Source organism: Desulfovibrio mangrovi (assembly GCF_026230175.1).
In the GTDB taxonomy this organism is placed as follows: Bacteria; Desulfobacterota; Desulfovibrionia; order Desulfovibrionales; family Desulfovibrionaceae; genus Halodesulfovibrio; species Halodesulfovibrio mangrovi.
In genome coordinates this window covers 2759305-2785559 of the sequence record NZ_CP104208.1, presented here as the reverse complement: position 1 = coordinate 2785559, position 26255 = coordinate 2759305, and the positions used below count along the sequence as shown (strand labels likewise).

Genomic DNA, 26255 nt, shown 5'->3' with positions numbered 1-26255 from the left:
TATCAGCCGCAGATGACCGCGGTCATGCGCCTGCAGGTGTCTTCATCAGGTTCGTAGCGGGTGCCGTTTATGTTACTTACGGGCCGCATGCCTATGAGAGAGTTGAGAACATAGGCATGCCGGAAGGTCGTGGCCGTGTGCATGCGTACCGTGCAGCCATGCACGGAAAGCAGTTCCTTGGCTGCGGCCAGGGCCGTTGATTCCAACCTGTCATGGCTGTTGGGCGCGCAGAAGTTGGTTCCGTCGCTGAAGATCAGTGCCGCAGAGGTCGTTTCCAGCAGAATGCCTCCCGGCTGGGTAAGGACGGCATCGTCGTAGCCTTGCAGGGTGGCGGTGCGCCGTTCCATCCAGTGGAACATGTAGTTCATTGATTTGTGAACGAAATAGGGATGCTGTACGGGAGAGGAGGCGATGGTGAGCCGGTAGGTCTTGGTCGGTTGCGGGGTGTGGAGGGCTGCCGTTACCACGGGCGCGACCGTTCCGTCATCATCCTCGACGGGGAAGAATATGTTCACCCGCGCATGCCCGCCAAGCAGGTCGTTGGCGGCCAGTACTTCGCGTATGGCGTTCTCGTAATCGAGTTCATCGGCCTGAAAGCCGAAGTAGTCCAGACTTTGCCGTGCGCGGGTAAGGTGCGCCTGAAGATGGCAGATTGCCGTGCCGTTGTAGAGCAGGGTTTCAAATAGCCCCACGCCGAATCGGAAGGCAGGTGATGTTATGCTCTGCCGTACTCCACCGTCATGCAGTTCGCCTTGTCTGTAGTAGATCATGATGCCAGCGCCCGTAGGAATTTGCCTGCCTTGGCAAGCGTTTCGTGATATTCGTTCGCAGGATTTGAATCCAGTACTATACCGCTTCCGGCAAAGAAGCAAAGGGCTTTACTTTCAGTGTCATACCAGCCGGTTCGGATGGCGATGCTGGAGTCCATGTTGCGTTCGTCTTCGATGAAGACGATGCTTCCGCAGTACAGATCCCGGCAGTGGGGTTCTTCCTTTTCGATGATGCGCATGGTGCGCCGTTTGGGGCAGCCGGTGATGGAGCCGCCGGGAAAGGCGTCCAGCAACAGGTCCAGACAGGTGGAATCCTTTCGCAGTCGGCCACGCACGTCCGAATACATCTGGATAAGCCGGTCCACGATGAACGTGGCTTTGTGCGCCGGCACCTGCACGCTGCCGTATTCGCATCGGGTTGCGATGTCGTTGCGGATGAGGTCCACGATCATGGAAAGCTCGGCGCTCTCCTTGGCAGAGTGCACCAGCGCCTTTTCCATTCCCGCAGCATAGGTTTCGAACGCCAGTGTGCCTTTGATGGGCTGGGAAAGCACCTCGCCGTCCCGAACGCACAGGAAGCGTTCAGGCGATGTGGAGATGATGCGCTTGTTCCCGTGCCTGAGCCATGCATAGAATGGGGCGGGGTGCTGTTGCCACATGTGCAGAAAAAAGGTCAGCGGATCAAAGTCCGTGGCGGAAAGGTCCACGTCAAAACGTGTGGACAGGTTGAGCTGGTAGGTGTCGCCGTCGCGAATATGTTCCAGCACGCGCTCCACGCCTTCTATATACGCTTTTTCCGACAGGGATTGGCGCAGCCTGCGGTTCAGCTCCGCTGGCGAGAGCGGAGGCGCATAGGCAGGGATGGGGGAAGCCTCATCGGTGCACAGGGCTTCCAGCGATCGCAGCAGGGTTGCGCAAGGCATGCCGTTAACGCTCTCCGGCGGGGTGTCCGCCGCATGGCATAGGAGGGTATAGGCGGTAATCGTGTCTTCTTGCGGTGCTTCTTCGGTGTCAGCCGAGAAACCCTTTAAGGGGCGTTGCGGCGTGAGGATGAGCTGCACGGCGTATCGCCGGAACAGCCCGAGGGGCAGTTCGGCAGGCTTTTCGCTGGCTATGCCGTACAGGGACAGCCCGTAGGTGTAGGAAAGGTAGCCGAATGTGCCGGGCAGGGCATCTGCCTGCCGTTTAAAGCAGAACGCCTGCAGCTCTGCACGGGAGGTGGATTCCGTAACCTCTAGTTCGCGCGCGGGGCCGATGCCGATGATGCATCGGTCTGCCTGAGGTGCAGCCGATGCGCCAAGGTTGCCGCACAGGAGCAGGTCGGCTCCGTAATCGCAGGCAAGCCGGTGCAGGAGCGCGGGCAGGGCGCTGTTACTGATGGTTGCGGAAAAAACGCAGGGCATGATCAATATACCATGTGCCGTTTGGGGTCAGAAAGGATTCCGGATGGAACTGGTAGCCCATGAGCGGCCGATTTTCGTGCTGCAGGGCCATGACGATGGCCGGACCTTCCGGGTTCGGTTCTGTCAGGGTTGCGGTTATTCGCAATCCGCTTCCCACGGAGTTGCAGTGCAGCGAGTGGTAGCGGGCCACTGTGCGTTCTTCACCTTCCATCATGATGGTTCCCTGTTTGCCGTGTGCGCCGCCCATGGATGCGGGCAGCCTGCCGGTTGTGCCGCCGAAGTGGCTGTTGATGATCTGCATGCCCATGCAGATGCCCAGCACCGGTACGCCGCTGTCCAGAAAGCGTGCATAGCAGGGGTACTCTCGCGGATGTCCGGGGCCGGGAGAGATGACGATGCAGTCGTAGTCCGCAGGCTCAAGCTCACCCAGTCGTCCATAAGGCACAAGCTGCGGTCTGCTTGCGGTTGCCGCCACAAGCAGGTGTTCCAGATTGCGGGTGAAACTGTCGTTGTTGTCTGCAAGCAGCAGGCGCACGGCTTACTCCGGCTGAATCCATATGAGGGAGGCCTGACGGCCTTCGACCTTGCTGCGGCGGTAGGAGAAGAACAGATCCTCGTGGGTGTGGGTGCACAGATCCAGCCCGAAGATACTGCCTGCGGGAATGCCCGCTTCCTGCAACTGATCGCGGGTGAGCTGCCACAGGTTCATGGTCTTGGTGGCGGCATCATACCAGCGGGTCCAGTCGGAGCCCCATTCCATGTCAAAGTTGACGAATTCGGCCATGGCCGGGCCGAGGCTTGGTCCGCGAACGGCCATGATGTCCTGCGGCTTCAGGTCGTAGCGTTCGCAGAAGGCTTTGACGGCGGTCTGGGGGTAGCCTATGCGGTTGCCGCGCCAGCCCGCGTGCAGGGCGGCTACGTACTTGCCGCTGCTGTGGGCAAGCAGAATGGGCTGGCAGTCTGCGGTCTTGATGACCAGCGCGCGTCCGGCAATGTCGGTGGCGGAACCGTCCGCCTCTATGCTGCCTGCCGTGTCCGGCGCGACATGGGGCGGGTCGAAGATCAGCGCATCGCCGTGCACCTGACGTAGTTCGCACCATGTTTCAATGCCGAGGCCCTGCATGAACTGGCGGCGGTTTTCCGTAACGTGCTCCGCGTTGTCGCCCACGTCGTGGGAGATGTTGGAGCCGCCAAAGGTTGCCTCGCTCACGCCACCCCTTCGGGTCTGGAACGAGCAGCGGACAGAGGCAATGCCGGGAAAACGGAAGGGGATGAAATCTACAGCCATGTCAGTTCCTTTTCGGTGCACAAGGCGTTCATGCGGATGTCCCACGGGTCTGCGGGCAGCTCGGGAAGAACCTGAAAGGAGTAGGCCAGTCCTATGCGCGGAGTGTGCTTCATGGATGGGTGCGCCAGATAGCGGTCATAGTAACCTGCCCCGAACCCGAGGCGGTTGCCCTTTACGTCGAACCCCACGCCGGGAATGATGGCAAGGTCCGGTTTGAAGTCGGGATGGTCGGGCAGCATGGGCGGACAGCATAGCGGATCAGGCTCACGAACGCCGAAAGTGCCTCTGAGGAGTTCGTGCTTCCCCTTGCACACGGCAAGGCACATGTCACCCTTGCATTCAGGATTCACCCTCGGGAGCAGGATGCATTTATGCTCCCGCCATGCCTGCTCCAGAAGAAGGGCCGTGTCCACCTCGTTGCGGATGGGTACGTAGAGTACGATCTGGCGGGCCTGTTTCCATACATTTTGATGGAGTATGTGTTTTTGGGCCGCTATGGAGTGTTCGCGCGCGTCGGCTTCGCTCAATGCGGTCCGCGAGGCGATCAGTTGTTTTCTGAGGTCCGGTTTATTCATTCATACGCTCTGGAGCTCCGTGCGGGAGCCGATGCATGTGCAGTAAAAGGAGGAGTTGGAGACCTGCCGCTCCCATTGCCGACCAGCAGGGAAACCTGTAGGATGGCCGATACTGCGGAAGCGCAAATCCTTCCGGCGGCCAGGGAAGGAGCAGTGCGAGCGGTTTGGGCGCTCATGCGCCACCTCCACATACTCGGCCTGCACCATCCGCCTCCGGACGGCGAGACTTTAACAAGGAACATGGACCATGCAAAGTGGTGAATATTGGATCGGACTTGGCGACATTCACGACGATACCGCCCGTATCAAGCATATTCCCGGGTTGCGGGAGGCTGCCGGTGTTATACTTTCCGGCGACCTGACCGTGGGGGGGAGTGTGAAGCAGGCGGAGCGGGTGCTGCATGCCGTTGAGCAGTACAATCCGAACATATTTGCCCAGATAGGCAATATGGACCGCATGGACGTGACCGATTATCTGGAATCGAACGGGTGGAATATCCATGTCAAAGCGCGGGAACTTGCTCCCGGCATCGGCATCATGGGAGTCGGCACCTCCACATTCACGCCTTTCGGCACGCCCTCCGAATTTCCGGATTCCCGCATCGCCGAGTGGCTGGACGAAGCGTATCGCGCAGCCAGACCTTTCAGACGACTCATTCTCGTGTCGCACACGCCGCCCTTCAACACCGACTGCGACCGCATCTCCAGCGGCACGCACGTGGGCAGCCGCGCCGTACGCGAGTTCATTGAGGAGTATCAGCCGGATATCTGTCTGTGCGGGCATATTCACGAGTCGCGCAATACGGATATGGTAGGACGTACAGCCGTGATCAACACGGGGGCATTCTCCAATGGCGGCTATGCTATTATTCGTAATTCCGGCAGAGGATTGCGGGCCGAATTACAGGTTCTCTGACAAAATGTCTTTTTTTTCAAAAAATTGATTGACAGCCGAAGGCCGTGTGTATACATATGTCGTCCCTGAGCGGGAACGGCTCTTAGCCGGGACCGTAAGGAACAAGCACATGACGCGGGGTGGAGCAGCTCGGTAGCTCGTCGGGCTCATAACCCGAAGGCCGTCGGTTCAAATCCGGCCCCCGCTACCAATTTAACCCCCTGTTCGGGCAAAACTCGGGCAGGGGGCTCATTTTTTTGTAACGGCAAGTTTCTTTCCGCATGATGTCTGGTCACGGAACCTGCCCTTTCCCCAGAGGAGGACGCCCATGGCCAAAGAAGAAGCCATTCAGGTTACCGGCGAAGTCATGGAAGCATTGCCGAACGCGATGTTCCTTGTCCGTCTTGAAAACGGCCACGAAATGCTGGCACACATCTCCGGCAAGATGCGCAAGTTCCGCATTCGCGTGCTTCCCGGCGACAAGGTGACTGTAGAGCTTTCGCCCTACGACCTTTCTCGCGGTCGCATTACCTTCCGCCCGCGCTAACGGTTTCAGCCGTCAGGCAATGCAGCCCCCGCTCCTGTATCAGGAACGGGGGCTGCCTGCTTTTGGCACCCTTCCGCGCTTTACAGCCAAAGGGCATTATCGTTTCAGCATGAAAAAAGACGCCGGATTGCTCCGGCGTCTTTTCTTGTCTTCGGGGTGTTTACGAACTGCTTACTAAGCGTATGCAGAATATAAACGCTAGTTTTTCAGGCTATGTATGGGCGCAGGGATGCGTCCGCCAAGGCGGATGAAGTTCTCTGCGTTGCCGCCGGGAACAGGCATGATGCGTGCTTCGCCCAGCAGGCCGCCGAAGCTGACCAGATCGCCCACGCCCTTGCCGGGAACGGGGATGATGCGCACGGCGGTGGTCTTGCTGTTGATCATGCCGATGGCCATTTCGTCGGCAATGATGCCGGAGATGGTAGCTGCGGAGGTGTCGCCGGGGATGGCGACCATGTCCAGACCCACGGAACAGACGCTGGTCATGGCTTCCAGCTTTTCAAGCGTCAGTGCGCCGGATGCGGCGGCAGCGGCGATGCTGGAGTCTTCGGATACGGGAATGAACGCACCGGAAAGGCCGCCCACATGGGAGGAGGCGAACGCGCCGCCCTTCTTGACCGCATCGTTCAGCATGGCAAGCACCGCGGTGGAACCGGGGGCGCCGATGGAGGAAAGCCCCATGCTCTGGAAGATCTCACCAACGGAATCGCCCACTTCAGGGGTCGGGGCAAGCGAGAGGTCGGCCACACCGAAGGGCAGGCCGAGACGGGCAGCCACTTCCGTGCCGATGATCTCACCCACGCGGGTTACCTTGAAGGCGGTGCGCTTGATGACTTCCGCAATGTCGCTGAGGGTGCGGTTGGGGTTGCGCTCCATGGCACGGTCGATGGCCTTCTTGACTACGCCGGGGCCGGAAACGCCCACGTTGATGACCACTTCGGGCTCGCCGACGCCGAGGTAGGCACCGGCCATGAAGGGTACGTCCTGCGGAATGTTGGCAAAAACCACGAGCTTGGCGCAGCCCAGACCGTCGCGGTCGGCAGTGCGGTTGGCAATGGCCTTGATGGTTTCGCCCATCAGGGCCACGGCGTCCATGTTGATGCCGCTGCGCGAGGAAGCTACGTTAATGGATGAACAAACACAGTCAGTTACGGCCAAAGCTTCCGGTAGTGCATCGATAAGTGCCCGGTCGCCTCTCGTCATGCCCTTTTCCACCAGCGCGCCGAAACCGCCGAGGAAGTTCACCCCTGCGGCCTTGGCTGACTCGTCCAGCACCTGACAGGCCTTGACCATCTGCTCGGGGCTGAAGGAAGCGCAGACAACCCCCATGGGGCTGACGCTGATGCGTTTGTTCACAACGGGAATACCGTACTTGTCGCCCACCTCGTCGCAGGTGGCCACCAGCTTTTCGGCGTATTTGCCGATCTTGGTGCGAACCTTGTCCGCAAAGGTGTCGAAGTTGTCGCTGGCGCAGTCGAAGAGGCTCACGCCCAGCGTGACAGTGCGCACGTCAAGGTGCTCGTTGCGGAGCATAGCCAGTGTGCTGAGTACTTCACGATCCGTCAGCATGTTCGGTTCCTTGTATGAAAATGTTGAGTTACCGTTGGCGGGCGGCCTTAGACGGGCTGCACGCGGTGCACTGCCTCAAAGATATCGCGATGCTGCATGCTTACGCGCACGGCGAGTCGGTCGGCTTCTTCGCGTAGTTCGGCGCGCAGAAGGGCGGGGTCAACGGAGGCGGGCAGGGCCACTTCGTAAACGATGAGGGCGTGTCCGTCCTTGTCGCCGCCGGGCATGAGTGCCTTGAGGTTCTCGATATTCACGTTGTGGCGGGCAAAGACGCCGGTGATGCCGGCAATGAGGCCCGGACGGTCGGGGCCGTCCACGGTGACCACGAAGGGCTCGGTGGTGATGGCGTCGCCCCAGCCCGAGCCGTCGAGCAGGCGGGTGGTGACGTTGAGATCAACCTTGCGTTCCGCAAGACCGGCTTCGAGTTTGGCGTGCAGGGTTTCCACCGTAAGGGAGTCCGGCACATCGGCAATGACGATGGCTGCGAACTCGCTGTGCAGGATGGTCTGGCTGACTTCGTCGATATTGCAATCCAGCTCGTTCATGAGGCTGGCTACCGCATGCACGATGCCCGGACAGTCGCGTCCCAGAAAGGATACTACTACTTTATTCATGTGAAGAACTCCTAACCGGCTAGAGTGTTCCGCGAGACCTTGTAAGGCAACGGCTTTGTTGTCAAGCAATTCGTCTTTGCACAGATGTTTCAGGCTGTAAGGTGCGTGCCCGGACACAAGTTTGCCGGTGCAGGAAACTGATTATGGGGCAGTATGCCATAACGGAAGGCGCAGGAGAATGGTTAGGGTGCTGACAATGCAGTGCAGTTGAGTAACTACTTTGATATGGCACTCAATATCTTAGAATTTATGCTGACACTGAAGAGAGTTATGTGGTACGTCTCGGATAATTGACGAAGTTTTCCATTCTGGCGTCGCGTAGGTGAAGACAGCCGAAAAACCGTCATCTCGCCGAGTAAAAGCAGTATTACGCTAACAGCTTTTTTTGCTTGCCAAAAGTTTATTATTCGCTATTAGTAACCATTATCTTGCACATGGTGTGCTCTGGCCTATGGTCAGTCCGTAATATTCCACGGCTAATCCTTAACGAGACTCGCCGGCAGCGCGTAGCTGGTGAAATCCTTCTCTGAAAGGGGGAAAAAGGTATGGATGTTGTTCTGTTGTCGAGGTTGCAGTTTGCTGTAACCGTATTTTTCCACTTCATCTTTGTTCCGCTTACGCTGGGCCTTTCCATCATGCTGGCCGTGATGGAAACCATGTATGTCCGCACCGGCGACGAAATGTACAAACGCATGGTCAAGTTCTGGGGCAAGTTGTTCATCATCAACTTCACCCTTGGCGTTGTGACCGGCATTACCCTCGAATTCCAGTTCGGCACCAACTGGTCCCGTTATTCGGAATACGTGGGCGACATCTTCGGCTCGCTGCTGGCCATTGAGGCCACGGCGGCGTTCTTCCTCGAATCCACCTTCCTTGCTGTGTGGTGGTTCGGCTGGGAGAAAGTTTCCAAGAAAATGCACTGTTTCGCCATCTGGATGGTGGCTTTTGCCTCCAACCTTTCCGCACTGTGGATCATCATCGCCAACGGGTTCATGCAGAATCCCGTGGGCTATGTCATCCGTAACGGCCGTGCGGAGCTGGACGACTTCTTCGCCGTTATCACCAACCCCTATTCCATGGGCCAGTATCCGCATACCGTCATCGCATCGTGGATGCTCGCAGGTTTCTTTGTTATGGGCGTTTCCGCATGGCATCTGCTGCGCAAGAATGAAGAGGCCTTTTTCAAGAAGTCCTTCAAGTACGGTGCGGCCTTTGCGCTCGTCTTTGCCGTGACCGTGGCCATTTCCGGTCACCATCAGGGCAACCTGGTTGCCAAGCTGCAGCCCGCCAAGCTCGCCGCCATGGAATCGCATTGGGAAACCATGAAGGGCGCGCCCATGAACCTGCTGGTCATGCCCGATGAAGCCAACGAAAAGAACGCTGTGGAAGCCTTGGGCATTCCCAACGTGCTCTCCATTCTCGCCTTCAACGACCCCAACGCGGAAGTGAAGGGCCTGAAGGACTTCCCCAAGGAAGACCGTCCGCCCGTGCTCATCACCTTCCTCAGCTTCCGCGTGATGGTGGGCCTTGGCACCCTGTTCCCGCTGCTGGCCGGCCTTGCATGGCTGTGGCGTGAAAAGATTCAGGAAAAGCCCTGGCTGCTCAAGTCGCTCATCTATACCATTCCGCTGCCATACCTTGCCATCATGTTCGGCTGGGCCGTGGCGGAAGTGGGGCGTCAGCCGTGGATCGTCTATGGCATGATGCGCACCAACGACGCGGTGTCTCCTGTGCCCGCCTCTTCGGTGTTGACCTCCATCATCGCCTTTGTCGTGGTCTACTCGCTGCTTGGCGTGCTGGACATCTACCTGCTGCGCAAGTACGCGCAGAAGGGTCCCAAGAAGGCTTAGGGAATACTCGTAGGCAACCTTTATCCAGAGGGTTACAATATGTTTTTGGAAACCGTATGGTTCATGCTGTGGGGCCTTCTCTGGGCCATCTACTTCATCCTTGACGGGTTTGATCTCGGCATGGGTACGCTGATGCCGTTCCTTGCCAAGAACGAAAAGGAAAAACGTACCATCTACAACGCAGCCGCTCCCTTCTGGGACGGCAACGAAGTGTGGCTCATCACCGCGGGCGGCGTAACCTTTGCCGCGTTCCCCAAGGCATACGCCGTCATGTTCAGCGCGCTCTATGCCCCGCTGCTCATGCTGCTCTTTGCCCTGATCTTCCGTGCCGTGAGCTTCGAGTTCCGCAACAAGATAGAATCAGACGCATGGCGCAAGCTGTGGGATACTTTCCTGTTCCTCGGCAGCTTTGTTCCTGCGCTGCTGCTGGGCGTGGCCTTCGCCAACCTGTTCCAGGGCATTCCCATTGACGGCGACGGTGTCTATCACGGCAACCTCATCAAGCTGCTCAACCCCTACGGGCTGCTCGGCGGCGTGATGTTCGTGCTCATGTTCTGTCTGCACGGCGCACTGTGGCTGGCCATCAAGTCTTCCGGCGAGCTGCATGAGCGCGCCATGCAGATGGCAGCCAGAATCTGGCCCTACTTCATGGCCTCTGCCGTGGCGTTTCTTGCCGCCACTGCCGTGTACACCAACCTGTACCACAACTATCTGGCCATTCCCCCGCTCATGGGCGTGATCATTCTGGCCGTGGTGGCCCTGTTCACCACCCGTCTGTTCATTTCCAGCGGTTCCACCATCCTTGCATGGGCTTCCAGCGCCGTGACCATTCTCAGCTGCACCCTGTTCGGTGTGATCGGCATGTACCCTGCGCTGATTCCCTCGAACATGGACGACCTCTACCATGTCACCATCTACAACGCCGCCTCCAGCCCGCTGACCCTCAAGATCATGCTGGGCGTGGCACTCACCTTCGTACCCGTCGTCATCTTCTATCAGGCATGGGTGTACAAGGTGTTCTCCTTCAAGATTACGGACAAGGATCTCGCTTCCGACGAAGCATACTAGTCCGCGATTGCGATCTGTCGAATATGAAGGCCGCCCGAAAGGGCGGCCTTTTGCCTTGTTGAAAACGAGAAAGGCCGTCTATTGGGAGACGGCCTCTCTCTGTGGGTGGGCTTGTGCGGAGACGAACTGCGGCTGTGCCCCTTCAGGGGTGGTGGTCTCCGGCGGAGGAGGCGTGCGTGCGTTTCGCCGGAGGGGGTTTTCGGGGCACAGCCGCAACCACGGGGTACGTGGTAGGGGGGTAGCTATGATTAACAGGTCAGCCAAAGGCAGGCGTTATTCAACTGCTGCATGACATCTCTGGAAACGGAACCCAAAAGCAGGCGACGCATGAAGCTGTTACCGTAGCCTGCGCGGCCCATGGCAACCACGGCGAACTTGCCGCGTTCGCAAACTGTCAGAATGCCGCTTGCCGGATCATTGTCCGTGACGACCCGCACACGGATGGAGTCAGACGGAACGTTTTGCTCTTCCAACACCTTGCGGGCTTCTTCAAATATGACTTCCGGCGGGGTGGGGTTGTTGTTGCGATCACGCAGCACACGCAGCAGCGTGACGCCGTGAGTGCCCTGCGAGCCGAGGGTTTCGCCCACGTGGTGCACCATATTCAGGGCGTGACGGGAACCGTCTACGCAGAGCAGTATGTCGCGGCGCTTTTCCACTATGGACGGAGCAATCCACAGCGGTATGCCGCAGGAGGCGTCGATGACTTCGCGGGTGATGTCCGGAATGCCGTCCAGCATGGACTCGAACCACGAGCGGCCACGATTGCCAAGCACGAGCGCGTGGTGGTTGTTTGCGGCGGATTCCTGAATCAGATCCAGTGCCTTGGTCTGGTTCTGGGGGCGGCTGACCATGCTGATGTTGGAATCGGGAATGCCGACCTGCCGCAACATGCCTGAAGCCAGTTGCAGGCTGTGCCTGCCCAGATCGCGGTGGCGGTTGTATATGCTCTCATCCATTCTTCCTGCTTCCACGGGCAGGCCGTAGGGTCCGGGTACAACGCCGTGGCTTGGCGGCAGCAGATGCATGAGCTTGAAATGCATCCTGTCAAAATCCTTGAAGAACTGGGAAATGAACTGGACCCCGAACAGGTGTTCGGGCTGTTCGCCCACTGCGATGAGAAGACTGGGTATGTCCTGCAGTTCGGCGCGGGGGGCCGTCTGATTTGACTGCACTTCCTGTAGCATGGCTGTTCCTCCTGTGCGGTTCCTGTTCCGCGGCGTTTGATCAGGAAAGGGCAAGGAGCGTGCCAGATGTCAGGCGATAGTTTTTACAAATATAACAGCGGGTTATTTTCTAGATGTAAATTTGTATGTGAGCGCTTACTGTAATAGGTGTTGACACCTGCTGCAGCGGGTTGAGCAGGTAAACGGCGAAAGCCCTTGCGGGGCGGGGCTCCGCAAGGGCGTTAAGCATTCTGACACTCTTCAGGATATCGGACAGTTCGCGTTATGCCGGAGATTCGCCCCATGTGCGGGTGCTTCGTTCGGCCTTCTTCAGCACGGTGTCCCACGTGTGGGTCATGAGGAAGGATTCCGGCGCACGCAGCACCATGCCGCGAAACAACGGGTAGGGCAGGGACATGAACAGCTCGTCCGTCTTCAGGAACTTGCGGGCGGAAGGGTCCCAGCCGCCGAGCACGGCCCGTGGTTCTCCCCGTTCCATGTAGCGCAGGGGCCACGTAATGGCGCCGCCGCATGCGGCGCTCCATGGCGAGGCAACCACCTCGGGATCATTAGTGACGAAGGTTGCAAGCTGATGCAGACCGCATAGCGGCTCCGGACGCGAGAAGCAGAGCACCAGTTCCGGTTGTTCATCGGGGCCGAACTGATCCAGCGGCTTGATGACACAGAAAGGTTTGGGTGCGGGGCGCGGATCGGTAATGGCAAAAATGCGGCGAAGCGCTTCCGGGGATTCGCAATAGCGTTCGCCCTCCGAGAAGTTGGGAATTCCCGTGGAGACATAATGGATGATGGTCTCCGTCTGCGGGGAGTGGAACCCGAGAAAGAATGAACCTCCCGGGCAGCCGTAGCGGTCGGCGGAGAACCATGCGGTAGTGCGTTTCTTGCGGGCTCGCCAGATGTTGCCCATGACGCAGGAGAATCCCCCGAATACGGCCTGCCAGTTAACTTCTCCGCGCTGTTCGCGCTCAGGCGTGGGGCGTTCCAGCGGTTCGGGAGAAAAGCCTTCCTGCGGCTCCGTATCGGTATAGACGAGTCCCATGGGCATCTCGGCTATGCCCAGCCGGGCAAGAAACTGCGGAAGGCGTTCGGTCACCGTTGTGTCGATGTCGTTCTGCTGCATGGCTGTCTCCTTTGGTGCAGATGGGTATGCCGCAGGTGTCAGGGGGTGGAGCGTTCCAGCCGTTCCACCAGTGATTCAAGAAGGTTGGCGTTGTTGTGCAGCCCCACGGGATCAAGGCCGTGGGCAATACTGTTGGCCCATTCTACCTGCTTTGCGTGTATTGCGGCCAGTGTTTCTTCGCCCTTGGTGGTAAGCATGACCAGCTTGGCCCGCTTGTGCGCCGGATTGGCGGCAAAGGAGACCAGCCCGCGTTCAAAGAGAACGTTCACCGAACGCTGGACACTTTGGCGGGTGAGTCCCATGGCGTCCGCTATGCGTGGAACGGGCAGCGGTCTGGTGGCCAGCGGCCCCATGGCCTGCCACAGGGCGCTGGTAAGGCCGAATGGCTTGGTCAACGAATCGCCTGCCGCGATCAGCCTTCCGTTGAGTCTGAAGGTGGCAAGCAGCAGGCGGGTGAATTCATCGGCTTCGGGTGTGTGTCTGGGTATCATGACAACAATCTGTCAATATGACAGTCTTTTGTCAATGGTCGCTTAGGTCTGCCTACTGGAGAAGTCGCAAGGCATTCTTCCCATTCCTCATGCATGCGTGTACCATGCGTCTGCGCTTGCGATGCGCTCCGGTTGGTTCAGCGGCACTGTATCCGCCCTGTATTCCGGAACGCGTCATGATGCCGCTATTCATCCGCAAGGAGCCTCGACTCATGAGCCGTTTCACTTCCGAAGCCGCCTTTCTCGTCTGCATCGACCGCCATTTTCCCAACAAGCACCCCCACATGATACGCGGGCGCGGCGATGACTGCGCCGTGCTGGCCTGCCCTGAACGCATGAGCCTTTCCAGCGACCTGTTTATTGAAGGGGTGCACTTCCGTTGCAGTTACTTTTCTCCGGCGGATGTCGGCTACAAGTCCCTTGCCGTGAACCTGAGTGATCTCGCGGCGGCCGGTGCCGTGCCGCTGGGCTTCAGCCTTGGTCTCATGGTGCCTACCGGTGGCGGAGAGGAGCAGGCAGCTGCTTCGGCGCAAAGCGGTGAAGGCAGCGCGTCCATGGGGGCGGAGGCCTATTGGGATGCCTTTTTCGAGGGTATGGCCGAACTGGCGCGGGAGCACAATGTGGCCCTGACCGGTGGCGATCTGAGCAAGTCGCCCATGCTCGGGGTTTCCGTCTCGGTGTGGGGCGGCCCAGCGGAGGCGGAGGGTGTTGCCGCTCCCTTCCTGCATCGCTCTGTGGCACAGGCGGGGGATTGCATTTTTATCGTGGGCGAGTTCGGCCTTGCCCGCACGGGATTCATGGCCTTGGAAAGCATGGGGCGGGATGCGGAAAATCTGTATCCGGCCGCTGTGCAGGCGCATCTGCGCCCTGTTCCCCGGGTGGCGGAAGGGCAGGCCATTGCCCGTTTTGCCGCAGCCAAGGGTGAATCCGGACGTATTGGCCTCATGGATATCTCTGATGGCCTTGCCCGCGACCTGCCGCGCCTGATCGGAGCGGACAAGGAAAGCGGTCTGAGTGTGGAGCTGGAGATTCCTGAAGAAGCCGTGCATGAAGAGGTAGCTTCCTACTGTCTTGCCAATGATCTGCATGTGTTGGAGCAGGCTACGCTGGGGGGCGAAGATTATGCGCTTATCGGTAGCTGCCCTGCTGCGTGGCTGGATGAGCTGTGCGATGCCGTGCCCGGGGTGCGGGTGTTGGGCAAGGTGGCGGAGGGCGAGGTGCATATGCTGAACGGCCTGCCGTGGGAGCCGAAAGGATTTGATCATTTTGGGTAGATGGGCCCGCAGTTGCCCCTTTTATCCGCACGGCATATACAGCATGAATGATGGGGCCTGAATCATTGCACCGCATGAGGGAGAGAGGAATGGACAGGGAATTTCAGATTATCGGTACGGTCAGTTCGTCGCTGAAGCGTCTTGAGGAATGCCCCAAGCAGGGGGACGAGGGCGCGCCCGAAGCGTGGGTTGAGATTGATGAAGCCTTTGTGGCCGGACTGGAGTCCCTTGTGGAAGGGCAGAATGTTACCCTGCTGACATGGATGCACCTTGCAGACCGCGATGTGCTGTCCGTGTACCCGCGCGGTGACGGAACCCGTGCCAAGCGGGGCGTGTTCAATACCCGTTCGCCTGCCCGCCCCAATCCTGTCGGCATGCACGAAGTGCGTATCCTCGAGATCAAGCGCAACCTGCTGCGTGTGTTTCCGCTGGAAGTCGTAGACGGCACCCCCGTCATCGACATCAAATCGGAGTTCGCCCAGCGTAAAGGGGAGCAGGACATACGCACGGCATGGGGCGGCGGTATCCCTTCCCGCGAGGCGGACATCCTGCGCGATATCTGCCTGCGTGCGTGGAAGCGCCGTTTGCTTTCCGGCTTCAACGGCAATGTGTCCATGCGTATTGGCGAGAACTGCCTTATCACCTGCACAGGCTCCGCCAAGGGCAATCTCAAGCCGGGCGACCTTGCGCTCATGAGCATCAGCACCGGCGAGGTGCTGGCTGGCGGCAAGCCCTCTTCTGAGGCGGGCATGCATCTGGAAATCTACCGCCATCAGCCGGAAGCGCAGGCCGTGGTGCACACGCATCCGCCCAAGCTGCTGGCGCTGGGCGTACGTGTGCCCGTGCAGGATATGCTGCGTCTTCCCATCTTCGAATCCGACCTTATCCGCGCCAAGTTCACCAGCATTCCGGACAACGCGCCCGGAACGCAGGAACTGGCAAATGACGCGGGGCTTGCGGCCAAACATCATGAAGGCATCTATCTTGAGCGCCACGGCCTTGCCTGCTGGGGGCCGGACCCCGCATGGGCACTGGCTCTCAGCGAAGAGATCGAGCATCTTGCAGGCATTCACCTTGACGTTCTTGTCAAGGAATAGCGTCGTTCCCGTTTCATGCGGGTTCGTAACTTGCAAAAACGTCATAAACGCGCTACTTCGCCCTTCCACCCTCATGATTGTGCGGGCGCGCATTCATGTGCCTGACACCATGCTGCGGTGAGACAACGCAAAGGACATTAGAGGTTATGGCAGCAACAAATCCTGATGGTTCCCCTGTTATTGCCCCGGACTTCGCCCCCGACTTCGCTAAGGGCGGAGGACTTCTTCCCGCCATCGCACAGGACCACGCCACCGGCGAGGTGCTGATGATGGCTTACATGAACGAAGAATCCTGGAACAAGACTCTGGAAACCGGCGAAGCCCATTACTGGAGCCGCAGCCGTGGCACCCTGTGGCATAAGGGCGGGACGTCAGGCCATACCCAACATATCAAGGCCGTCCGCCTTGACTGCGACAGCGATACCATTCTGCTGCTCGTGGACCAGATTGGCGGTGCGGCCTGTCACAAAGGGTATAGAAGCTGTTTTTATCGTGAACGCAAGGATGGCAACGTGTCCATCTGCTCACCCCTCGTATTCGACCCCAAGGAGGTCTATAAATAATGTCCCAGAACGAAAACAACCAGCGTCAGATCAAGCTCGGCATTCCCAAGGGCTCCCTGCAGGACTCCACCCTCAATCTCTTCGAGCGCTGCGGCTGGAAGGTGCGCCAGCACCACCGCAACTATTTCCCCGAAATCAATGATCCCGACATCACCTGCCGCCTGTGCCGCGTGCAGGAGATTCCCCACTATATTCAGGACGGCATTCTGGACGTTGGCCTCACCGGCAAGGACTGGCTGCTGGAAACCGGTGCGGACGTGCATGTGGTCTCCGACCTCGTGTACTCCAAGGTTTCCAACCGTCCCGCACGCTGGGTGCTGGCCGTGGCGGGCGACTCCCCCTACCAGAAGCCGGAAGACCTTGCCGGTAAGCGCATTGCCACCGAACTGCTCGGTGTGACCAAGAAATACTTCGCCGATCTGGGCATTCCTGTGGACGTATTCTACTCCTGGGGCGCAACCGAGGCCAAGGTGGTGGAAGGCCTTGCCGACGCCATCGTGGAAGTGACGGAAACCGGCACCACCATCCGTGCCCACGGCCTGCGCATCATTGACGACGTGCTGGTGACCAACACCCAGCTCATCGCCAACAAGAAGACGTGGGAAGACCCGTGGAAGCGCAAGAAGATTCAGCAGATCGACCTGCTGCTGCAGGGCGCGCTGCGTGCAGACGACCTTGTGGGCCTGAAGATGAACGTACCCGGCGACAAGCAGGAAGACATTCTCTCCCTCCTGCCTTCGCTGAATTCGCCCACGGTGTCACAGCTCAAGGATTCCCACTGGCTTGCCGTGGAAATCGTTGTGGACCGCCGCATCGTGCGTGACCTGATTCCCCAGCTCGTGGACGCGGGCGCGGAAGGCATCATCGAATACTCGCTGAATAAGATCGTGTAGCGGCTCGCTGCACCAAGACGAAGCAAAGAGAAGGGAGGCCGTTTGGCCTCCCTTTTTTGTTATTAATCAGGTAGGGTAACGGTAAGCGGGCCGCTGGTGCAGTTTTGCTGTATGGCGGTGATTACCTGTGTCGCAGTGTCTTTGCCTCCGCCAAGGTAGTTGTAATACCCTATAAATCTTGGCTGAATATGAGTATTCTTGTCATAAAGCTTTGCTTTGATTGTACCCATGGCTTGAATGGCACTTTGGATGCTGGCCTTACTTACCTCATTAGGTAGAGGGAGCGCGGATGTGACTGGCTCTCCTGATATACCAAGTGTTTGAATTGTCAGTGTTCCCGTGATGTTCCCTGCTTGAGCGGCTATTCCAAGCGATAGCATGTTGGCCAAATCAACCTTGCCCTTGAGTACCTTGATGTCGGCAGTAATGCGTAGAGCAACTCCTACGTAAGCCGGTAGAGTTGTCATGTACTGACCATGAGTCAGTGTTGGTAATTCTTTGTTATCAATGGAATAGTATTCAAGTTTCATGGGGCTCTGGTTACTGGCAGGAGTCACAATGAAGTGTAAAGGCTTGGTGTCGGATTTAGCGTAGTCGAGGATGACTTTATATGATGAATTAGCGTTTCCAATATGCGCCATGCCAAATGATATGCTCCCGTCACTTTGAATCTCTCCGACGGCGAGGCGCATTGTTTCATCGGGAAACAATTTCAGTTTCTTTTCATTTGAGGCCTCGAGATAGCCTCCTGACGCATTGAGGGGCAGCGGGTCCAACGGTGTATACCCCTGTGACGGAGCCTTGAGTGCGTCCCCGGCCGTGGTGGGTGACCTGACTGCGCATCCTGCAAGGGAGATCATCAGGATGGCAAGAGCCACAACAAGGGATGCTGGAATGAGCCGTCGAGAGTCATTCCTGTATTGTATGTGTAAGGGGCGGGGCATTTGTTTTTGATTCATGAGTACCTCCTTCTTACTGGCTACAGGGGTTAAGCGGGCGTACGCGGACTTCCCGAAGGGATAAATCTGCGGTGCTATGTTTGCCATGCCTGATAATTGGCATTCTATCAATTGTAAGTTATTCTATTCGACCCCTGTACCATACTCCTGTGGTGGATAATGAAGAAAGGGAGGCCAAACGGCCTCCCTATTTATGTTTTCAGTGAGATAAGTGGTGCTGAATTCTATGCTGATTATAATCTACCGATAGAAGCGCTATATCTGTTTTCCGGCGGTTGCGGATCAGCCCATGCAAGCAGAAAGGGAGACCATGAGGATGGCAAGAATGAAAACGAAAAATGCCGGTGCAAGCCGGAGCGCTTCGTCCTTGAGGTTGATGGGCAAGGGGTTAAGCATGTGTTTAAGATTCATGGGTACCTCCTTCTCGTTTGCTGCAGAGAGTGTTTCAGGCTGCGCGCGGTTGTTATGCAGGCTGGCTCTCCGAGAACAATGCAGGGCAGGTATGCTATTCTGATTTCTATCGTGTGCAGGGGGGGCTCTGAATTATAACTTGTCACCTCGGGGCGGTTATATGCGACGCCCTAGGTGACGAACATAAAGGGAGGCCACAGGGCCTCCTTTTTTGTTCAACATAGTAGGCATGCGCACCACTTGGGGGGGGCAGGGAAGCCCGGAGGGGCGTTGTCATCCGCAAGAATTGCAAACCTCGTTTCGCAGTCACGGAACGGAGCATGGAGGAAGATGAAAACTTTTTATTGATTTTGATTTTCATTTTCATTACCAATGGCGTCCACGACGGTTCGTGATGAATCGTGAACTCGAGGATTCGCATGTATCAGAAAGAAGAAGAAAGCATAGAACGGGCAGAGGAATATCTGACCTCGGAGCTTGCCGGAACGGAAGCTGAAGCGCCCTTTGCAGCGTTGCTGGACGTCGCCCGCAAGCTGTTGCGTCAGTCGCGCAGGCTGGTGACCATGGGCGACCGTATGCAGGGGCAGCTCAGTTCGCTGAACGATGAATTGACCCACATGGCCAGAACGGATGCCTTAACAGGGCTGGATAACCGTCGCCATTTCATGGACGTGGCCCGCAAGGAATTCTCCCGTGCGAGAAGGACGGATACGCCCCTGTCGCTCCTGTTGCTGGATGCGGACCATTTTAAATCCATTAACGATACCTGGGGGCATGATGTGGGTGACAAGGTGCTTCGGGAGATAGCCGAAGTGCTGAAATCCTCAATTCGTGCCCACGATACGGCTGCCCGCTTTGGCGGGGAAGAGTTCGTGGTGCTGTTGCCGGAAACCGGTTGTAGGGAGGCTGCGATTATATCCGAGCGTATTCGTGCCTCCGTGGAGCGGCGCTTGCTTACGGTTGACGGGCGTAATGTGCAGGTGACGCTTTCCGTGGGCAGCACTACCGCCTCGTCTTGGGACAGCGAGATGGATATAGAAGTGATTCTCAAACGGGCGGATGTGGCGCTGTATGCCGCCAAGAAGAACGGGCGTAACCGGGTGGAACGGTATCCCGGACCGGAATGCGGTTCCGTTTGTTCCTCTCCGGTTGCCGTACGTCCCTGTCACTAGGAATAGTATGATGAACAGAAACAAGGAAGCGGCGCAACGCGTGCGTTCGCCCCGCAGATGCAACAAGGGTTGCGGGCTTGCCGGTATTCGTACCGTGAGCAAGATGCGGGGCATTCTGGTGCTGAGCCTCATTGCCTGCCCGTTGGCTTTGCTTATCGCCATGGAAGGTCAGGCGCATACCGGCATGATCAATATTCTTGCAGGGTGGATCGCACTTGGCTTCATCCTGCTTATGCCGCTTTCGCACTGGCTCTCGGAATTGCTGGTGCTTCGGCAGGTCCGTGAGTTGAACGGGCTGTGCGAGCAGATGAAATCAGGCAATCTCACTCCGTTTGCCGAGCTGCCTGCCGAGCCGGAGGGCGGCGATCCGTTGCAGTCGCTGCGCTGCAACATGTTCTGGATAGGTCATATCATCGACAGCCGCCAGCGGGCTTTGAATGGCGCCATGCGAAATCTGCATACCGCTCAGGAGCAGCTTGTGGAGTCAATCGAATATGCAGGACTTATTCAGAATGCCTTTTTGCCTTCTGAGCAGACCCTGCATGAGCTTTTCGCAGATCATTTTCTCATATGGGATCAACGGGATGCCGTGGGCGGCGATGCCTATTGGGTGAAGCGCACGCAGAACGGTTTCTTCCTTGCCGTTGTGGACTGCACCGGGCACGGCGTTCCCGGGGCGTTCATGACGTTGATCGTGCACTCCCTGTTCGAGCGGCTGGAAGTCAACGCTCTGGAGGGGAATCCCGCCGGTGTCGTCAGCGCCATGAACCGGTCTATCCGGCAGTCCCTGGCACAGGACCGCGACAATCCGCTTTCTGACGACGGCATGGACTGCGCCGTGGTGTATGTGGATACGGCCGGAGGCATGCTGCACTTTGCCGGAGCCCGTAGTTCACTCTTTGTACGCTCTGCTCAGGGAGATGTGCTGGAGATAAAGGGCTGCCGGTGCGGCGCAGGTTATGTCAGAACGCCGGAGGACTATGAATTTATGAATCATTCTCTTCGGATGGAACCGGATAGTCGGTTTTATTGCCTTACGGATGGTTTGACGGATCAGGTGGGCGGTGTGAAGCACCTGCCCTTCGGGAAATCGCGTTTCAAGCATTTCATCAGTGCTTGCGGGGCGTTGCCTTTTGTACGGCAAAAGGCCCTGCTGGAGGCGCAATTCAAGGAATACATGGGCCGTGAAGCCCGTCGGGACGACGTGACCGTGCTCGGCTTCATGGTGAACGCAAGGTAATATCATGGATGTGAATATGCTTTCCTATCACGAAACCATGAGCCGTGAGGGGGTTGTGTTGTATTACAACGGCCCCATTTCGCAGGGCGTGGTGGAAGGAGTCGGCGACATGATGCGCCGCAAGATGGTGCTTGAGGAGAACGGCATGCTGCTAGCGCAGAAAGTGTTTTCCGTTCTTGTGGAGCAGATGCAGAACGTCATCTGTTACGCACGGGACATATGCACGCCCACAGCCTGCATGGGGACGGGCCAGATCATGGTGGGGCGTAGCGGTGAGCAATTTTATGTGGCCTGTGGAAACCCCGTCAGCCGCAAGCGCGAAGACCGCATACGTGAGCGTATTGATACGGTGAACGGTATGACGCGTGAGGAACTGAAGGCTTATTACAAGGAGCAGCGCCGCAAAGGGCCGGATGAGGATTCCTGCGGGGCGGGCCTCGGCTTTATCGAGATGGCAAGAAAGGCCAGCCGCCCGCTGCAATACCGTTTTGACCCCATAGATGATGACACATCCTTCTTTGCCGTGAAGGTGCATGTTTAAAAGAGGCAGTATGAGTTCCCTGAAGCACTTGCAAGTGGAGGCGACCAAGTCGTCCCCCGCCATAGATTTCAACCCCGAGACACACAACCTGAGCCTGCGGGGAGAGTCGTATCCGGAGAACTGCTCGCGGTTCTATGCCCCAGTGTTTGACTGGCTGCGGGAATACCTGAGCGTATCGCAGAACCAGCCCATGACGCTGGAAATGGAAATCGTCTACTTTAACAGTTCCAGCTCAAAGACCTTCATGGACCTTTTTGACATGCTGGATGCCGCGGCACAGGCGGGCAAATCCGTCTGCGTACGTTGGCGCTATGATGAGGAAAACGAAACGGCGCTTGAATGCGGCGAGGAGTTTCAGGAAGACGTGCAGCATATCAACTTCGAGCTGGTGTCCGTTGCCGCGTGAGGCACGGAAGGCGTCTTGATTCATGGCAGTTCCAGTTCTGCCAGATGGGGTTGACCTGCCTTGCCGCTCGCGGCACTGTGCACTGGTGCGGTGCATGGTGGCACCGCGAGGAACCTAACCCCTGACAAGGCGAGAGACCATGACTCGAATTCCTGAGAAGCTCTATGGCATCATCGGGCACCCGCTCGGCCACACCATGAGCCCCGCCCTGCATAACTGGGGGTTTGAACGTTGCGGCATTGCTGCCGCATATATGGCTTTTCCCACGCCGCCGGAAAAACTGGCGGACTTCATCGCCGCCTTCCGCACCTTGCCCCTGTCCGGCGCCAGCGTGACCATTCCGCACAAGGAAACGGTCATGCCCCTGCTGGACGGCATTACCCCGCTGGCACAGACCGTGGGGGCCGTGAACACGCTGTTCTGGGACAAGGGCAGACTGATGGGTGATAATACGGACATCACCGGTTTTCTTTCCCCCCTGCGGCAGCATGCGGACCGGATAGGCAGCGCCCTTGTGCTTGGTGCGGGCGGGGCGGCCAAGGCCGTTCTGGCAGGCCTGCGCGAACTGGGTGTGGCGGATGTCGGCATTGCCAACCGGTCGCAGGAGCGTGCCGTTGCCGTGGCGGAGCCGTTTGGTGCGACCGTGGTGCCGTGGGAAGAGCGTACGGCTGTGAAAGCTGATCTCATCATCAATTCCACGCCGCTGGGCATGAGTGGCGACAAGGTGGAAGAGACGCCCTGTCCGCAGGCCGCCTTTGCCGGACGCAGCGGCATTGCCTATGACCTTGTGTACAATCCCCTGCGCACCCGCTTCCTTGCCGAGGCTGAGGCTGCGGGATGGCAGACGCTGGACGGTCTGCACATGTTTGCCGCACAGGGCATGGAGCAGTTCCGCATCTGGACAGGGGTGGACTTGCCCCTTGAAGACGTACGCGAACGTATCAGGAGCATCCTGTCTCTGTAGAACGGGAGAAACGGTTGTTAAGTATCCCCGTCCGGATATTGTATTCGGATGGGGCTTTTATTTTGTAATTCCGTGTAGTACAGGCAGCGGCAAAACACATTGCAAGGGGCAATTATGGAATTGCAGAACGACGACGTATTGTATGCGGGGGGCGCATCAAATGGTCAGGGCATGCCGCAGGCTGCGCCCGTGCAAAGTGGGGGATTCATCTTTAACGGCGGTACGCAGGAAGGCTACCGGCAAATGGTGCAGTTCACGGGCAGCGGTTGGGAGCTGTTCAAGATCTGGATCGTCAACTTTCTGCTCACCATTCTGACGCTGGGCATCTACCATTTCTGGGCCAAGGTACGGGTCAGAAAATACCTGTGGGCGCACACCGTGGTGGAAGGTGAACCGCTGGAGTACACCGGAACGGGCAAGGAACTGTTTTTCGGTTTCCTTATCGTGGTCGGGGTTTTCATTCTCTACATGGTGGCGCAGGTGCTTCTTGAGCGCATCCATCCGGGACTTTCCGCGCTTGCGGTGCTGGTGCTCATGCCCTTCTGGTTTTTCGCGACCTACCGCGCCATCCGCTACCGCCTGACGCGCACCCGCTGGCGCGGCATACGCTTCAATCTTTCCGGCAGCGCATGGAAGTACATGTTCGTGGCTATGGGGCAGGCTCTGCTCAACCTGATTACGCTCATGCTCTGGTACCCCAAGTCACGCGCGGTTATCAGCAACCGAATTGTCAACAACATGTGGTACGGCAAGCGGCGCTTCTGGTTCACTGGCAAGGCCAAACCGCTGTACATATCCTTTTTGGTGGCGGTGCTGGGAGTCGCGGCCTTTGGCGCGGCCGGATTCATATTATCTGACCTGCCAGCCGCACTTTCCCTCTTGAACGGCAACCCCGGTGAGGATGCGGCCAAGGCTTTTGGCAAGGCCATGCTCGTGTTCTACGGCATGGTTTTCCTCGGATCGATGTTTTCCTACTGGTTCTTCGGCGTATATATCCGCTGGCAGGTGGCCAACACCCGTTTCCCGGATATCCGGCTCCGCAGCGTGGTGACCGGAAGGGGCCTGCTGTGGCTGCAGCTGAGCAACCTCCTGCTGCTGATTTGCACGCTCGGTCTTGCCACGCCCTGGCTCGTGACCCGGGCCATGCGCTACTATCTGAACACGATGGAAGTGGAGGGCAGCCTCGACTACGTGCACCTCGAGCAGGATGCGCAGGAGGCACCCATATATGGCGAAGGGTTTTTTGAAGCATTTGACGTGGACCTTGCCGTATAGGACGCAGCATGACGGATTTCGTATCTTCTTCCCGTTCCCATGTTCCGGCGGCTTCCCCTGCACAGGGGGAGTCTGCCGGATTCCGGTATTATGACGGAAATTCTGCGCAGCCATACCCGGTGGATATCCAGTCCGAGGCCAGGCATCTGCGCATCCTTTCGCCTTCAGGGGCGACCATGGCCATATGGGCCCGCGAAAGCATTGTTCTGCCGGACTTCATGAATCCGCCTTACTGCCTGACGCATCTGCAGGGCGGCGGGGATTCCGGCGAGCGCCTCACCGTGGCGAACAAGGCCGCACATGCCCGTCTGGAACCGTTTCTGCGGGATATCCGCAAAACGGCCCGCAGGTCTTCCCTGCGCAGGTTGTTGCGGGCAGGGGCGGCCATCTGGGTGCTGGGGCTTCTGTTGTGGTGGGTTTTCCCCTACGCCACGGAGGCCGTGGTGAACATGGTGCCGCTGGAGGTTGAGCGCCGGTTGGGAGAGGACGTGCGGGATCAGGTCGGCGTGCTGCTGGCCAGAAAGCAGGACGGCAACGTGTCGGAATGCGACAAGGCAGAGGGCGTGGGCATGCTGGACGCGCTTGTCGGCCGCCTCGCGGCTGCGGAGGATTCCCCCTATGCCTTTTCCGTGCGCGTGGTGGATTCCGGCATCGTGAATGCCTTTGCGGCACCGGGCGGGGCCATCCTTGTCACCTCCGGCCTTATCGAGAAGGCGGAGTCGCCGGAAGAGCTGGCAGGCGTGCTGGCCCACGAAATGGGCCACGTGAAGGAACGGCACGGCCTGCGTAGCATGGCCGGAGCCTACGGGCTGCAACTGCTAGCGGTGCTATTTTCAGGCAACAGCAGCAACATGACGGGCGATACCGCGCGCGGCCTTGCCATGTATATGACCACATCGTCCTGGAGCCGTGAGTTCGAAAGGGATGCGGATGCCCATGCCTTTGCGCTGCTCCGCAAGGCGGGCATGAGTGCCGATGGACTCATCGCGTTCTTTCAGCGGCTGGACAAGGAAGCCAAGGAAGATGACAGTTTTCTTCCTTCGTTGGAGCTGCTCAGCTCGCATCCGGCAACGGAGGAGCGCATCGCCATGCTGCAGGCAATGCAGCGGGAGGCGGGGCAGAACACGGACCTCAATGCGGGGCAACGTGGCGAGCTCATGTCATGGGCCCGCTGGCAGTATATCCGGAATATCTGCGACTAGTCGGTTTTGTGATGTTTTTTCCTGCTGACGGTTTTCGGCAGAAAATCAATACAACGTCTGTCAGTCAATAGTAGTATGAGCGCGGAAGTACGATTCTGTCGCAGTGTGCGGAGGTACCATGAGACTGACTGTCGTTCTGCTGTTGATGTTCTGTTTCGTCTGTCCCGCTTGGGGGCAGGAAGAGCTGCGTACGTCGGGTAATGTCAATTATCCGCCTTCATCATGGGCACATAAGGGAGAAATGCTCGGTGTCGGTGCGGAGGTTGTACGCGCTATTTTTGCTGACCGCTCGGTCTCCGTTGTCTCCAGGGACGTCGGTCCGTGGGCACGGGTGCAGTATTTGGCCCAGACAGGCAAGCTTGATATCGTGACGACTATTTATCGCACGGCCGAGCGGGAATCCTACCTTCTGTATACCTCCATGCCATATATGTCCGATGAAAATGTCATTTTTGTCCGTAAGGGAAATGAGTTTTCCTTTAAAACATGGGAAGACCTTGTAGGAAGAATGGGGGGGGTGTGGTCGGCGATAGCTACGGTATGGAGCTGGACGAGGTCATCAAAAAACACCTGACGGTTGAAAGGACTTCCAACCTGCGTGGCAATCTGGAGAAGCTTGCTGCGGGGCGGGTGGACTATGTGCCCTATGGCCGGTATTCCGGCCTGTTTGAGATTGAGCGACTCGGGCTTGGAGACCGGATACGCATGCTGCCGGTGCCCTTGACCTCAGAAGGGCTCTATCTGGCGGTGTCCAGAGATTCCCGTTATGCGGGCGAGATGGAATTCATCCAGCAACGCCTGATGCAGTTGCTGCAGAATGGGACGGTGCAACGGCTTATAGACAAGGCCGTGCAGGACTATCGCAGCAACATGCAGCACTAGAG

The 26255-nt window shown here is 58.1% G+C and carries 29 protein-coding genes and 1 tRNA gene; 18 read left to right on the top strand and 12 right to left on the bottom strand.

The features are described 5' to 3' along the window. Positions 1-2: 2 nt before the first annotated feature. Genes N1030_RS12580 through N1030_RS12560 form a run of 5 tightly spaced genes read right to left on the bottom strand, consistent with a single transcriptional unit; the run spans position 3 to position 4036 of the window. The gene (locus N1030_RS12580; protein WP_265825824.1) at positions 3-770 is read right to left on the bottom strand and encodes an aminotransferase class IV; all 768 of its coding nucleotides are present in this window, start codon (positions 768-770) and stop codon (positions 3-5) included. Beyond that, the gene (locus tag N1030_RS12575; RefSeq protein WP_265825823.1) at positions 767-2173 is read right to left on the bottom strand and encodes a chorismate-binding protein; all 1407 of its coding nucleotides are present in this window, start codon (positions 2171-2173) and stop codon (positions 767-769) included. Before N1030_RS12575 ends, N1030_RS12580 begins: the two co-directional genes overlap by 4 nt. After that, complete coding sequence (locus tag N1030_RS12570; protein WP_265825822.1) at positions 2142-2708, bottom strand: aminodeoxychorismate/anthranilate synthase component II; 567 nt, start codon at positions 2706-2708, stop codon at positions 2142-2144. The genes N1030_RS12575 and N1030_RS12570 overlap by 32 nt, the downstream gene beginning before the upstream one ends. A 3-nt stretch (positions 2709-2711) precedes the next feature. Continuing rightward, positions 2712-3461: a purine nucleoside phosphorylase YfiH/LACC1 family protein gene (locus N1030_RS12565; RefSeq protein WP_265825821.1), complete on the bottom strand. Its 750-nt coding sequence runs from the start codon at positions 3459-3461 to the stop codon at positions 2712-2714. Beyond that, positions 3452-4036 carry a 5-formyltetrahydrofolate cyclo-ligase gene (locus N1030_RS12560; protein WP_265825820.1) on the bottom strand — a complete coding sequence of 195 codons (585 nt, stop codon included), beginning with the start codon at positions 4034-4036 and terminating at the stop codon, positions 3452-3454. Before N1030_RS12560 ends, N1030_RS12565 begins: the two co-directional genes overlap by 10 nt. Positions 4037-4283: 247 nt before the next feature. Here N1030_RS12560 and N1030_RS12555 point away from each other — a divergent pair, with 247 nt between their 5' ends. The 3 genes from N1030_RS12555 to infA all read left to right on the top strand — a co-directional run bounded on the left by N1030_RS12555 (position 4284) and on the right by infA (position 5478). After that, positions 4284-4952 (top strand): metallophosphoesterase, encoded by a 669-nt coding sequence (locus tag N1030_RS12555; protein WP_265825819.1) that lies wholly within the window; start codon positions 4284-4286, stop codon positions 4950-4952. A gap of 113 nt (positions 4953-5065) precedes the next feature. After that, positions 5066-5142, top strand: a tRNA-Met gene (locus N1030_RS12550). A gap of 117 nt (positions 5143-5259) precedes the next feature. Further along, the gene (gene infA, locus N1030_RS12545) at positions 5260-5478 is read left to right on the top strand and encodes a translation initiation factor IF-1 (protein WP_265825818.1); all 219 of its coding nucleotides are present in this window, start codon (positions 5260-5262) and stop codon (positions 5476-5478) included. A gap of 198 nt (positions 5479-5676) precedes the next feature. Here the strand turns inward: infA and N1030_RS12540 are convergent, their stop codons facing one another. Together N1030_RS12540 and N1030_RS12535 are read right to left on the bottom strand one after the other, a co-directional pair. Next, positions 5677-7047 carry a PFL family protein gene (locus N1030_RS12540; protein ID WP_265825817.1) on the bottom strand — a complete coding sequence of 457 codons (1371 nt, stop codon included), beginning with the start codon at positions 7045-7047 and terminating at the stop codon, positions 5677-5679. Positions 7048-7094: 47 nt separating this feature from the next. After that, a complete protein-coding gene (locus N1030_RS12535; RefSeq protein WP_265825816.1) occupies positions 7095-7661 on the bottom strand; it encodes a glycine cleavage system transcriptional repressor in 567 nt (188 codons plus the stop codon). Positions 7662-8206: 545 nt separating this feature from the next. On the opposite strand from N1030_RS12535, the gene N1030_RS12530 reads away from it, so the two are divergent. Both N1030_RS12530 and cydB read left to right on the top strand, forming a co-directional pair. Continuing rightward, on the top strand, positions 8207-9511 hold the full coding sequence (locus N1030_RS12530) for a cytochrome ubiquinol oxidase subunit I (RefSeq protein ID WP_265825815.1): 1305 nt from the start codon (positions 8207-8209) through the stop codon (positions 9509-9511). Positions 9512-9550: 39 nt separating this feature from the next. Further along, entirely contained in the window at positions 9551-10579 is a 1029-nt protein-coding gene (cydB, locus tag N1030_RS12525; protein WP_265825814.1) for a cytochrome d ubiquinol oxidase subunit II, read from the top strand. Between the two features lie 248 nt (positions 10580-10827). On the opposite strand, the gene N1030_RS12520 is transcribed toward cydB, so the two are convergent. The 3 genes from N1030_RS12520 to N1030_RS12510 form a co-directional block, all read right to left on the bottom strand. Further along, positions 10828-11766, bottom strand: coding sequence for a universal stress protein (locus N1030_RS12520; RefSeq protein ID WP_265825813.1), 939 nt, complete (start codon positions 11764-11766; stop codon positions 10828-10830). A 262-nt stretch (positions 11767-12028) separates the two neighbouring features. Continuing rightward, complete coding sequence (locus N1030_RS12515; protein WP_265825812.1) at positions 12029-12883, bottom strand: DUF169 domain-containing protein; 855 nt, start codon at positions 12881-12883, stop codon at positions 12029-12031. A 38-nt stretch (positions 12884-12921) separates the two neighbouring features. Then, positions 12922-13374 carry a MarR family winged helix-turn-helix transcriptional regulator gene (locus tag N1030_RS12510; protein ID WP_265825811.1) on the bottom strand — a complete coding sequence of 151 codons (453 nt, stop codon included), beginning with the start codon at positions 13372-13374 and terminating at the stop codon, positions 12922-12924. Between the two features lie 212 nt (positions 13375-13586). On the opposite strand from N1030_RS12510, the gene thiL reads away from it, so the two are divergent. The 4 genes from thiL to hisG all read left to right on the top strand — a co-directional run bounded on the left by thiL (position 13587) and on the right by hisG (position 17201). Continuing rightward, the gene (thiL, locus tag N1030_RS12505; protein ID WP_265825810.1) at positions 13587-14648 is read left to right on the top strand and encodes a thiamine-phosphate kinase; all 1062 of its coding nucleotides are present in this window, start codon (positions 13587-13589) and stop codon (positions 14646-14648) included. A gap of 89 nt (positions 14649-14737) precedes the next feature. Next, positions 14738-15745, top strand: coding sequence for a tRNA (N6-threonylcarbamoyladenosine(37)-N6)-methyltransferase TrmO (gene tsaA, locus N1030_RS12500; RefSeq protein WP_265825809.1), 1008 nt, complete (start codon positions 14738-14740; stop codon positions 15743-15745). Between the two features lie 146 nt (positions 15746-15891). Next, a complete protein-coding gene (gene hisI / locus N1030_RS12495) occupies positions 15892-16308 on the top strand; it encodes a phosphoribosyl-AMP cyclohydrolase (protein ID WP_265825808.1) in 417 nt (138 codons plus the stop codon). Next, entirely contained in the window at positions 16308-17201 is an 894-nt protein-coding gene (gene hisG, locus N1030_RS12490) for an ATP phosphoribosyltransferase (protein WP_265825807.1), read from the top strand. Before hisI ends, hisG begins: the two co-directional genes overlap by 1 nt. A 62-nt stretch (positions 17202-17263) precedes the next feature. Here the strand turns inward: hisG and N1030_RS12485 are convergent, their stop codons facing one another. Continuing rightward, on the bottom strand, positions 17264-18160 hold the full coding sequence (locus N1030_RS12485) for a hypothetical protein (RefSeq protein ID WP_265825806.1): 897 nt from the start codon (positions 18158-18160) through the stop codon (positions 17264-17266). A gap of 282 nt (positions 18161-18442) precedes the next feature. Then, on the bottom strand, positions 18443-18571 hold the full coding sequence (locus N1030_RS12480; protein ID WP_265825805.1) for a hypothetical protein: 129 nt from the start codon (positions 18569-18571) through the stop codon (positions 18443-18445). Between the two features lie 419 nt (positions 18572-18990). Between N1030_RS12480 and N1030_RS12475 the strand changes: the two genes are divergently transcribed. The 9 genes from N1030_RS12475 (at position 18991) to N1030_RS12435 (ending at position 26253) form a co-directional block, all read left to right on the top strand. Further along, complete coding sequence (locus N1030_RS12475; protein ID WP_265825804.1) at positions 18991-19743, top strand: GGDEF domain-containing protein; 753 nt, start codon at positions 18991-18993, stop codon at positions 19741-19743. 7 nt (positions 19744-19750) lie between these two features. Next, positions 19751-20983 (top strand): SpoIIE family protein phosphatase, encoded by a 1233-nt coding sequence (locus N1030_RS12470; RefSeq protein ID WP_265825803.1) that lies wholly within the window; start codon positions 19751-19753, stop codon positions 20981-20983. 4 nt (positions 20984-20987) lie between these two features. Further along, positions 20988-21524 carry a SiaB family protein kinase gene (locus N1030_RS12465; RefSeq protein ID WP_265825802.1) on the top strand — a complete coding sequence of 179 codons (537 nt, stop codon included), beginning with the start codon at positions 20988-20990 and terminating at the stop codon, positions 21522-21524. A 10-nt stretch (positions 21525-21534) separates the two neighbouring features. Beyond that, complete coding sequence (locus N1030_RS12460; RefSeq protein WP_265825801.1) at positions 21535-21930, top strand: DUF1987 domain-containing protein; 396 nt, start codon at positions 21535-21537, stop codon at positions 21928-21930. A 139-nt stretch (positions 21931-22069) separates the two neighbouring features. Beyond that, complete coding sequence (aroE, locus tag N1030_RS12455) at positions 22070-22894, top strand: shikimate dehydrogenase (protein ID WP_265825800.1); 825 nt, start codon at positions 22070-22072, stop codon at positions 22892-22894. A 114-nt stretch (positions 22895-23008) separates the two neighbouring features. Continuing rightward, positions 23009-24169, top strand: coding sequence for a YjgN family protein (locus N1030_RS12450; RefSeq protein ID WP_265825799.1), 1161 nt, complete (start codon positions 23009-23011; stop codon positions 24167-24169). Positions 24170-24177: 8 nt separating this feature from the next. Further along, entirely contained in the window at positions 24178-25371 is a 1194-nt protein-coding gene (locus tag N1030_RS12445; protein ID WP_265825798.1) for a M48 family metallopeptidase, read from the top strand. A gap of 118 nt (positions 25372-25489) precedes the next feature. Then, a complete protein-coding gene (locus N1030_RS12440; protein WP_265825797.1) occupies positions 25490-25945 on the top strand; it encodes a substrate-binding periplasmic protein in 456 nt (151 codons plus the stop codon). Beyond that, positions 25891-26253 (top strand): substrate-binding periplasmic protein, encoded by a 363-nt coding sequence (locus N1030_RS12435; RefSeq protein WP_265825796.1) that lies wholly within the window; start codon positions 25891-25893, stop codon positions 26251-26253. Before N1030_RS12440 ends, N1030_RS12435 begins: the two co-directional genes overlap by 55 nt. Positions 26254-26255: the final 2 nt, after the last annotated feature.

What these genes read in the sequence shown, in the direction of transcription:
- N1030_RS12530 (WP_265825815.1), top strand. Translation starts at nt 8,207, where the DNA reads ATGGATGTTGTTCTGTTGTCGAGGTTGCAGTTTGCTGTAACCGTATTT.
- thiL (WP_265825810.1), top strand. Translation starts at nt 13,587, where the DNA reads ATGAGCCGTTTCACTTCCGAAGCCGCCTTTCTCGTCTGCATCGACCGC.
- N1030_RS12575 (WP_265825823.1), bottom strand. Translation starts at nt 2,173, where the DNA reads ATGCCCTGCGTTTTTTCCGCAACCATCAGTAACAGCGCCCTGCCCGCG.
- N1030_RS12480 (WP_265825805.1), bottom strand. Translation starts at nt 18,571, where the DNA reads ATGAATCTTAAACACATGCTTAACCCCTTGCCCATCAACCTCAAGGAC.
- N1030_RS12555 (WP_265825819.1), top strand. Translation starts at nt 4,284, where the DNA reads ATGCAAAGTGGTGAATATTGGATCGGACTTGGCGACATTCACGACGAT.
- N1030_RS12465 (WP_265825802.1), top strand. Translation starts at nt 20,988, where the DNA reads ATGGATGTGAATATGCTTTCCTATCACGAAACCATGAGCCGTGAGGGG.
- aroE (WP_265825800.1), top strand. Translation starts at nt 22,070, where the DNA reads ATGACTCGAATTCCTGAGAAGCTCTATGGCATCATCGGGCACCCGCTC.
- hisI (WP_265825808.1), top strand. Translation starts at nt 15,892, where the DNA reads ATGGCAGCAACAAATCCTGATGGTTCCCCTGTTATTGCCCCGGACTTC.
- N1030_RS12560 (WP_265825820.1), bottom strand. Translation starts at nt 4,036, where the DNA reads ATGAATAAACCGGACCTCAGAAAACAACTGATCGCCTCGCGGACCGCA.
- N1030_RS12515 (WP_265825812.1), bottom strand. Translation starts at nt 12,883, where the DNA reads ATGCAGCAGAACGACATCGACACAACGGTGACCGAACGCCTTCCGCAG.
- N1030_RS12580 (WP_265825824.1), bottom strand. Translation starts at nt 770, where the DNA reads ATGATCTACTACAGACAAGGCGAACTGCATGACGGTGGAGTACGGCAG.
- N1030_RS12535 (WP_265825816.1), bottom strand. Translation starts at nt 7,661, where the DNA reads ATGAATAAAGTAGTAGTATCCTTTCTGGGACGCGACTGTCCGGGCATC.
- N1030_RS12540 (WP_265825817.1), bottom strand. Translation starts at nt 7,047, where the DNA reads ATGCTGACGGATCGTGAAGTACTCAGCACACTGGCTATGCTCCGCAAC.
- tsaA (WP_265825809.1), top strand. Translation starts at nt 14,738, where the DNA reads ATGGACAGGGAATTTCAGATTATCGGTACGGTCAGTTCGTCGCTGAAG.
- N1030_RS12470 (WP_265825803.1), top strand. Translation starts at nt 19,751, where the DNA reads ATGATGAACAGAAACAAGGAAGCGGCGCAACGCGTGCGTTCGCCCCGC.
- N1030_RS12510 (WP_265825811.1), bottom strand. Translation starts at nt 13,374, where the DNA reads ATGATACCCAGACACACACCCGAAGCCGATGAATTCACCCGCCTGCTG.
- N1030_RS12445 (WP_265825798.1), top strand. Translation starts at nt 24,178, where the DNA reads ATGACGGATTTCGTATCTTCTTCCCGTTCCCATGTTCCGGCGGCTTCC.
- N1030_RS12485 (WP_265825806.1), bottom strand. Translation starts at nt 18,160, where the DNA reads ATGAATCAAAAACAAATGCCCCGCCCCTTACACATACAATACAGGAAT.
- hisG (WP_265825807.1), top strand. Translation starts at nt 16,308, where the DNA reads ATGTCCCAGAACGAAAACAACCAGCGTCAGATCAAGCTCGGCATTCCC.
- N1030_RS12520 (WP_265825813.1), bottom strand. Translation starts at nt 11,766, where the DNA reads ATGCTACAGGAAGTGCAGTCAAATCAGACGGCCCCCCGCGCCGAACTG.
- N1030_RS12475 (WP_265825804.1), top strand. Translation starts at nt 18,991, where the DNA reads ATGTATCAGAAAGAAGAAGAAAGCATAGAACGGGCAGAGGAATATCTG.
- cydB (WP_265825814.1), top strand. Translation starts at nt 9,551, where the DNA reads ATGTTTTTGGAAACCGTATGGTTCATGCTGTGGGGCCTTCTCTGGGCC.
- N1030_RS12440 (WP_265825797.1), top strand. Translation starts at nt 25,490, where the DNA reads ATGAGACTGACTGTCGTTCTGCTGTTGATGTTCTGTTTCGTCTGTCCC.
- N1030_RS12565 (WP_265825821.1), bottom strand. Translation starts at nt 3,461, where the DNA reads ATGGCTGTAGATTTCATCCCCTTCCGTTTTCCCGGCATTGCCTCTGTC.
- N1030_RS12460 (WP_265825801.1), top strand. Translation starts at nt 21,535, where the DNA reads ATGAGTTCCCTGAAGCACTTGCAAGTGGAGGCGACCAAGTCGTCCCCC.
- N1030_RS12450 (WP_265825799.1), top strand. Translation starts at nt 23,009, where the DNA reads ATGGAATTGCAGAACGACGACGTATTGTATGCGGGGGGCGCATCAAAT.
- infA (WP_265825818.1), top strand. Translation starts at nt 5,260, where the DNA reads ATGGCCAAAGAAGAAGCCATTCAGGTTACCGGCGAAGTCATGGAAGCA.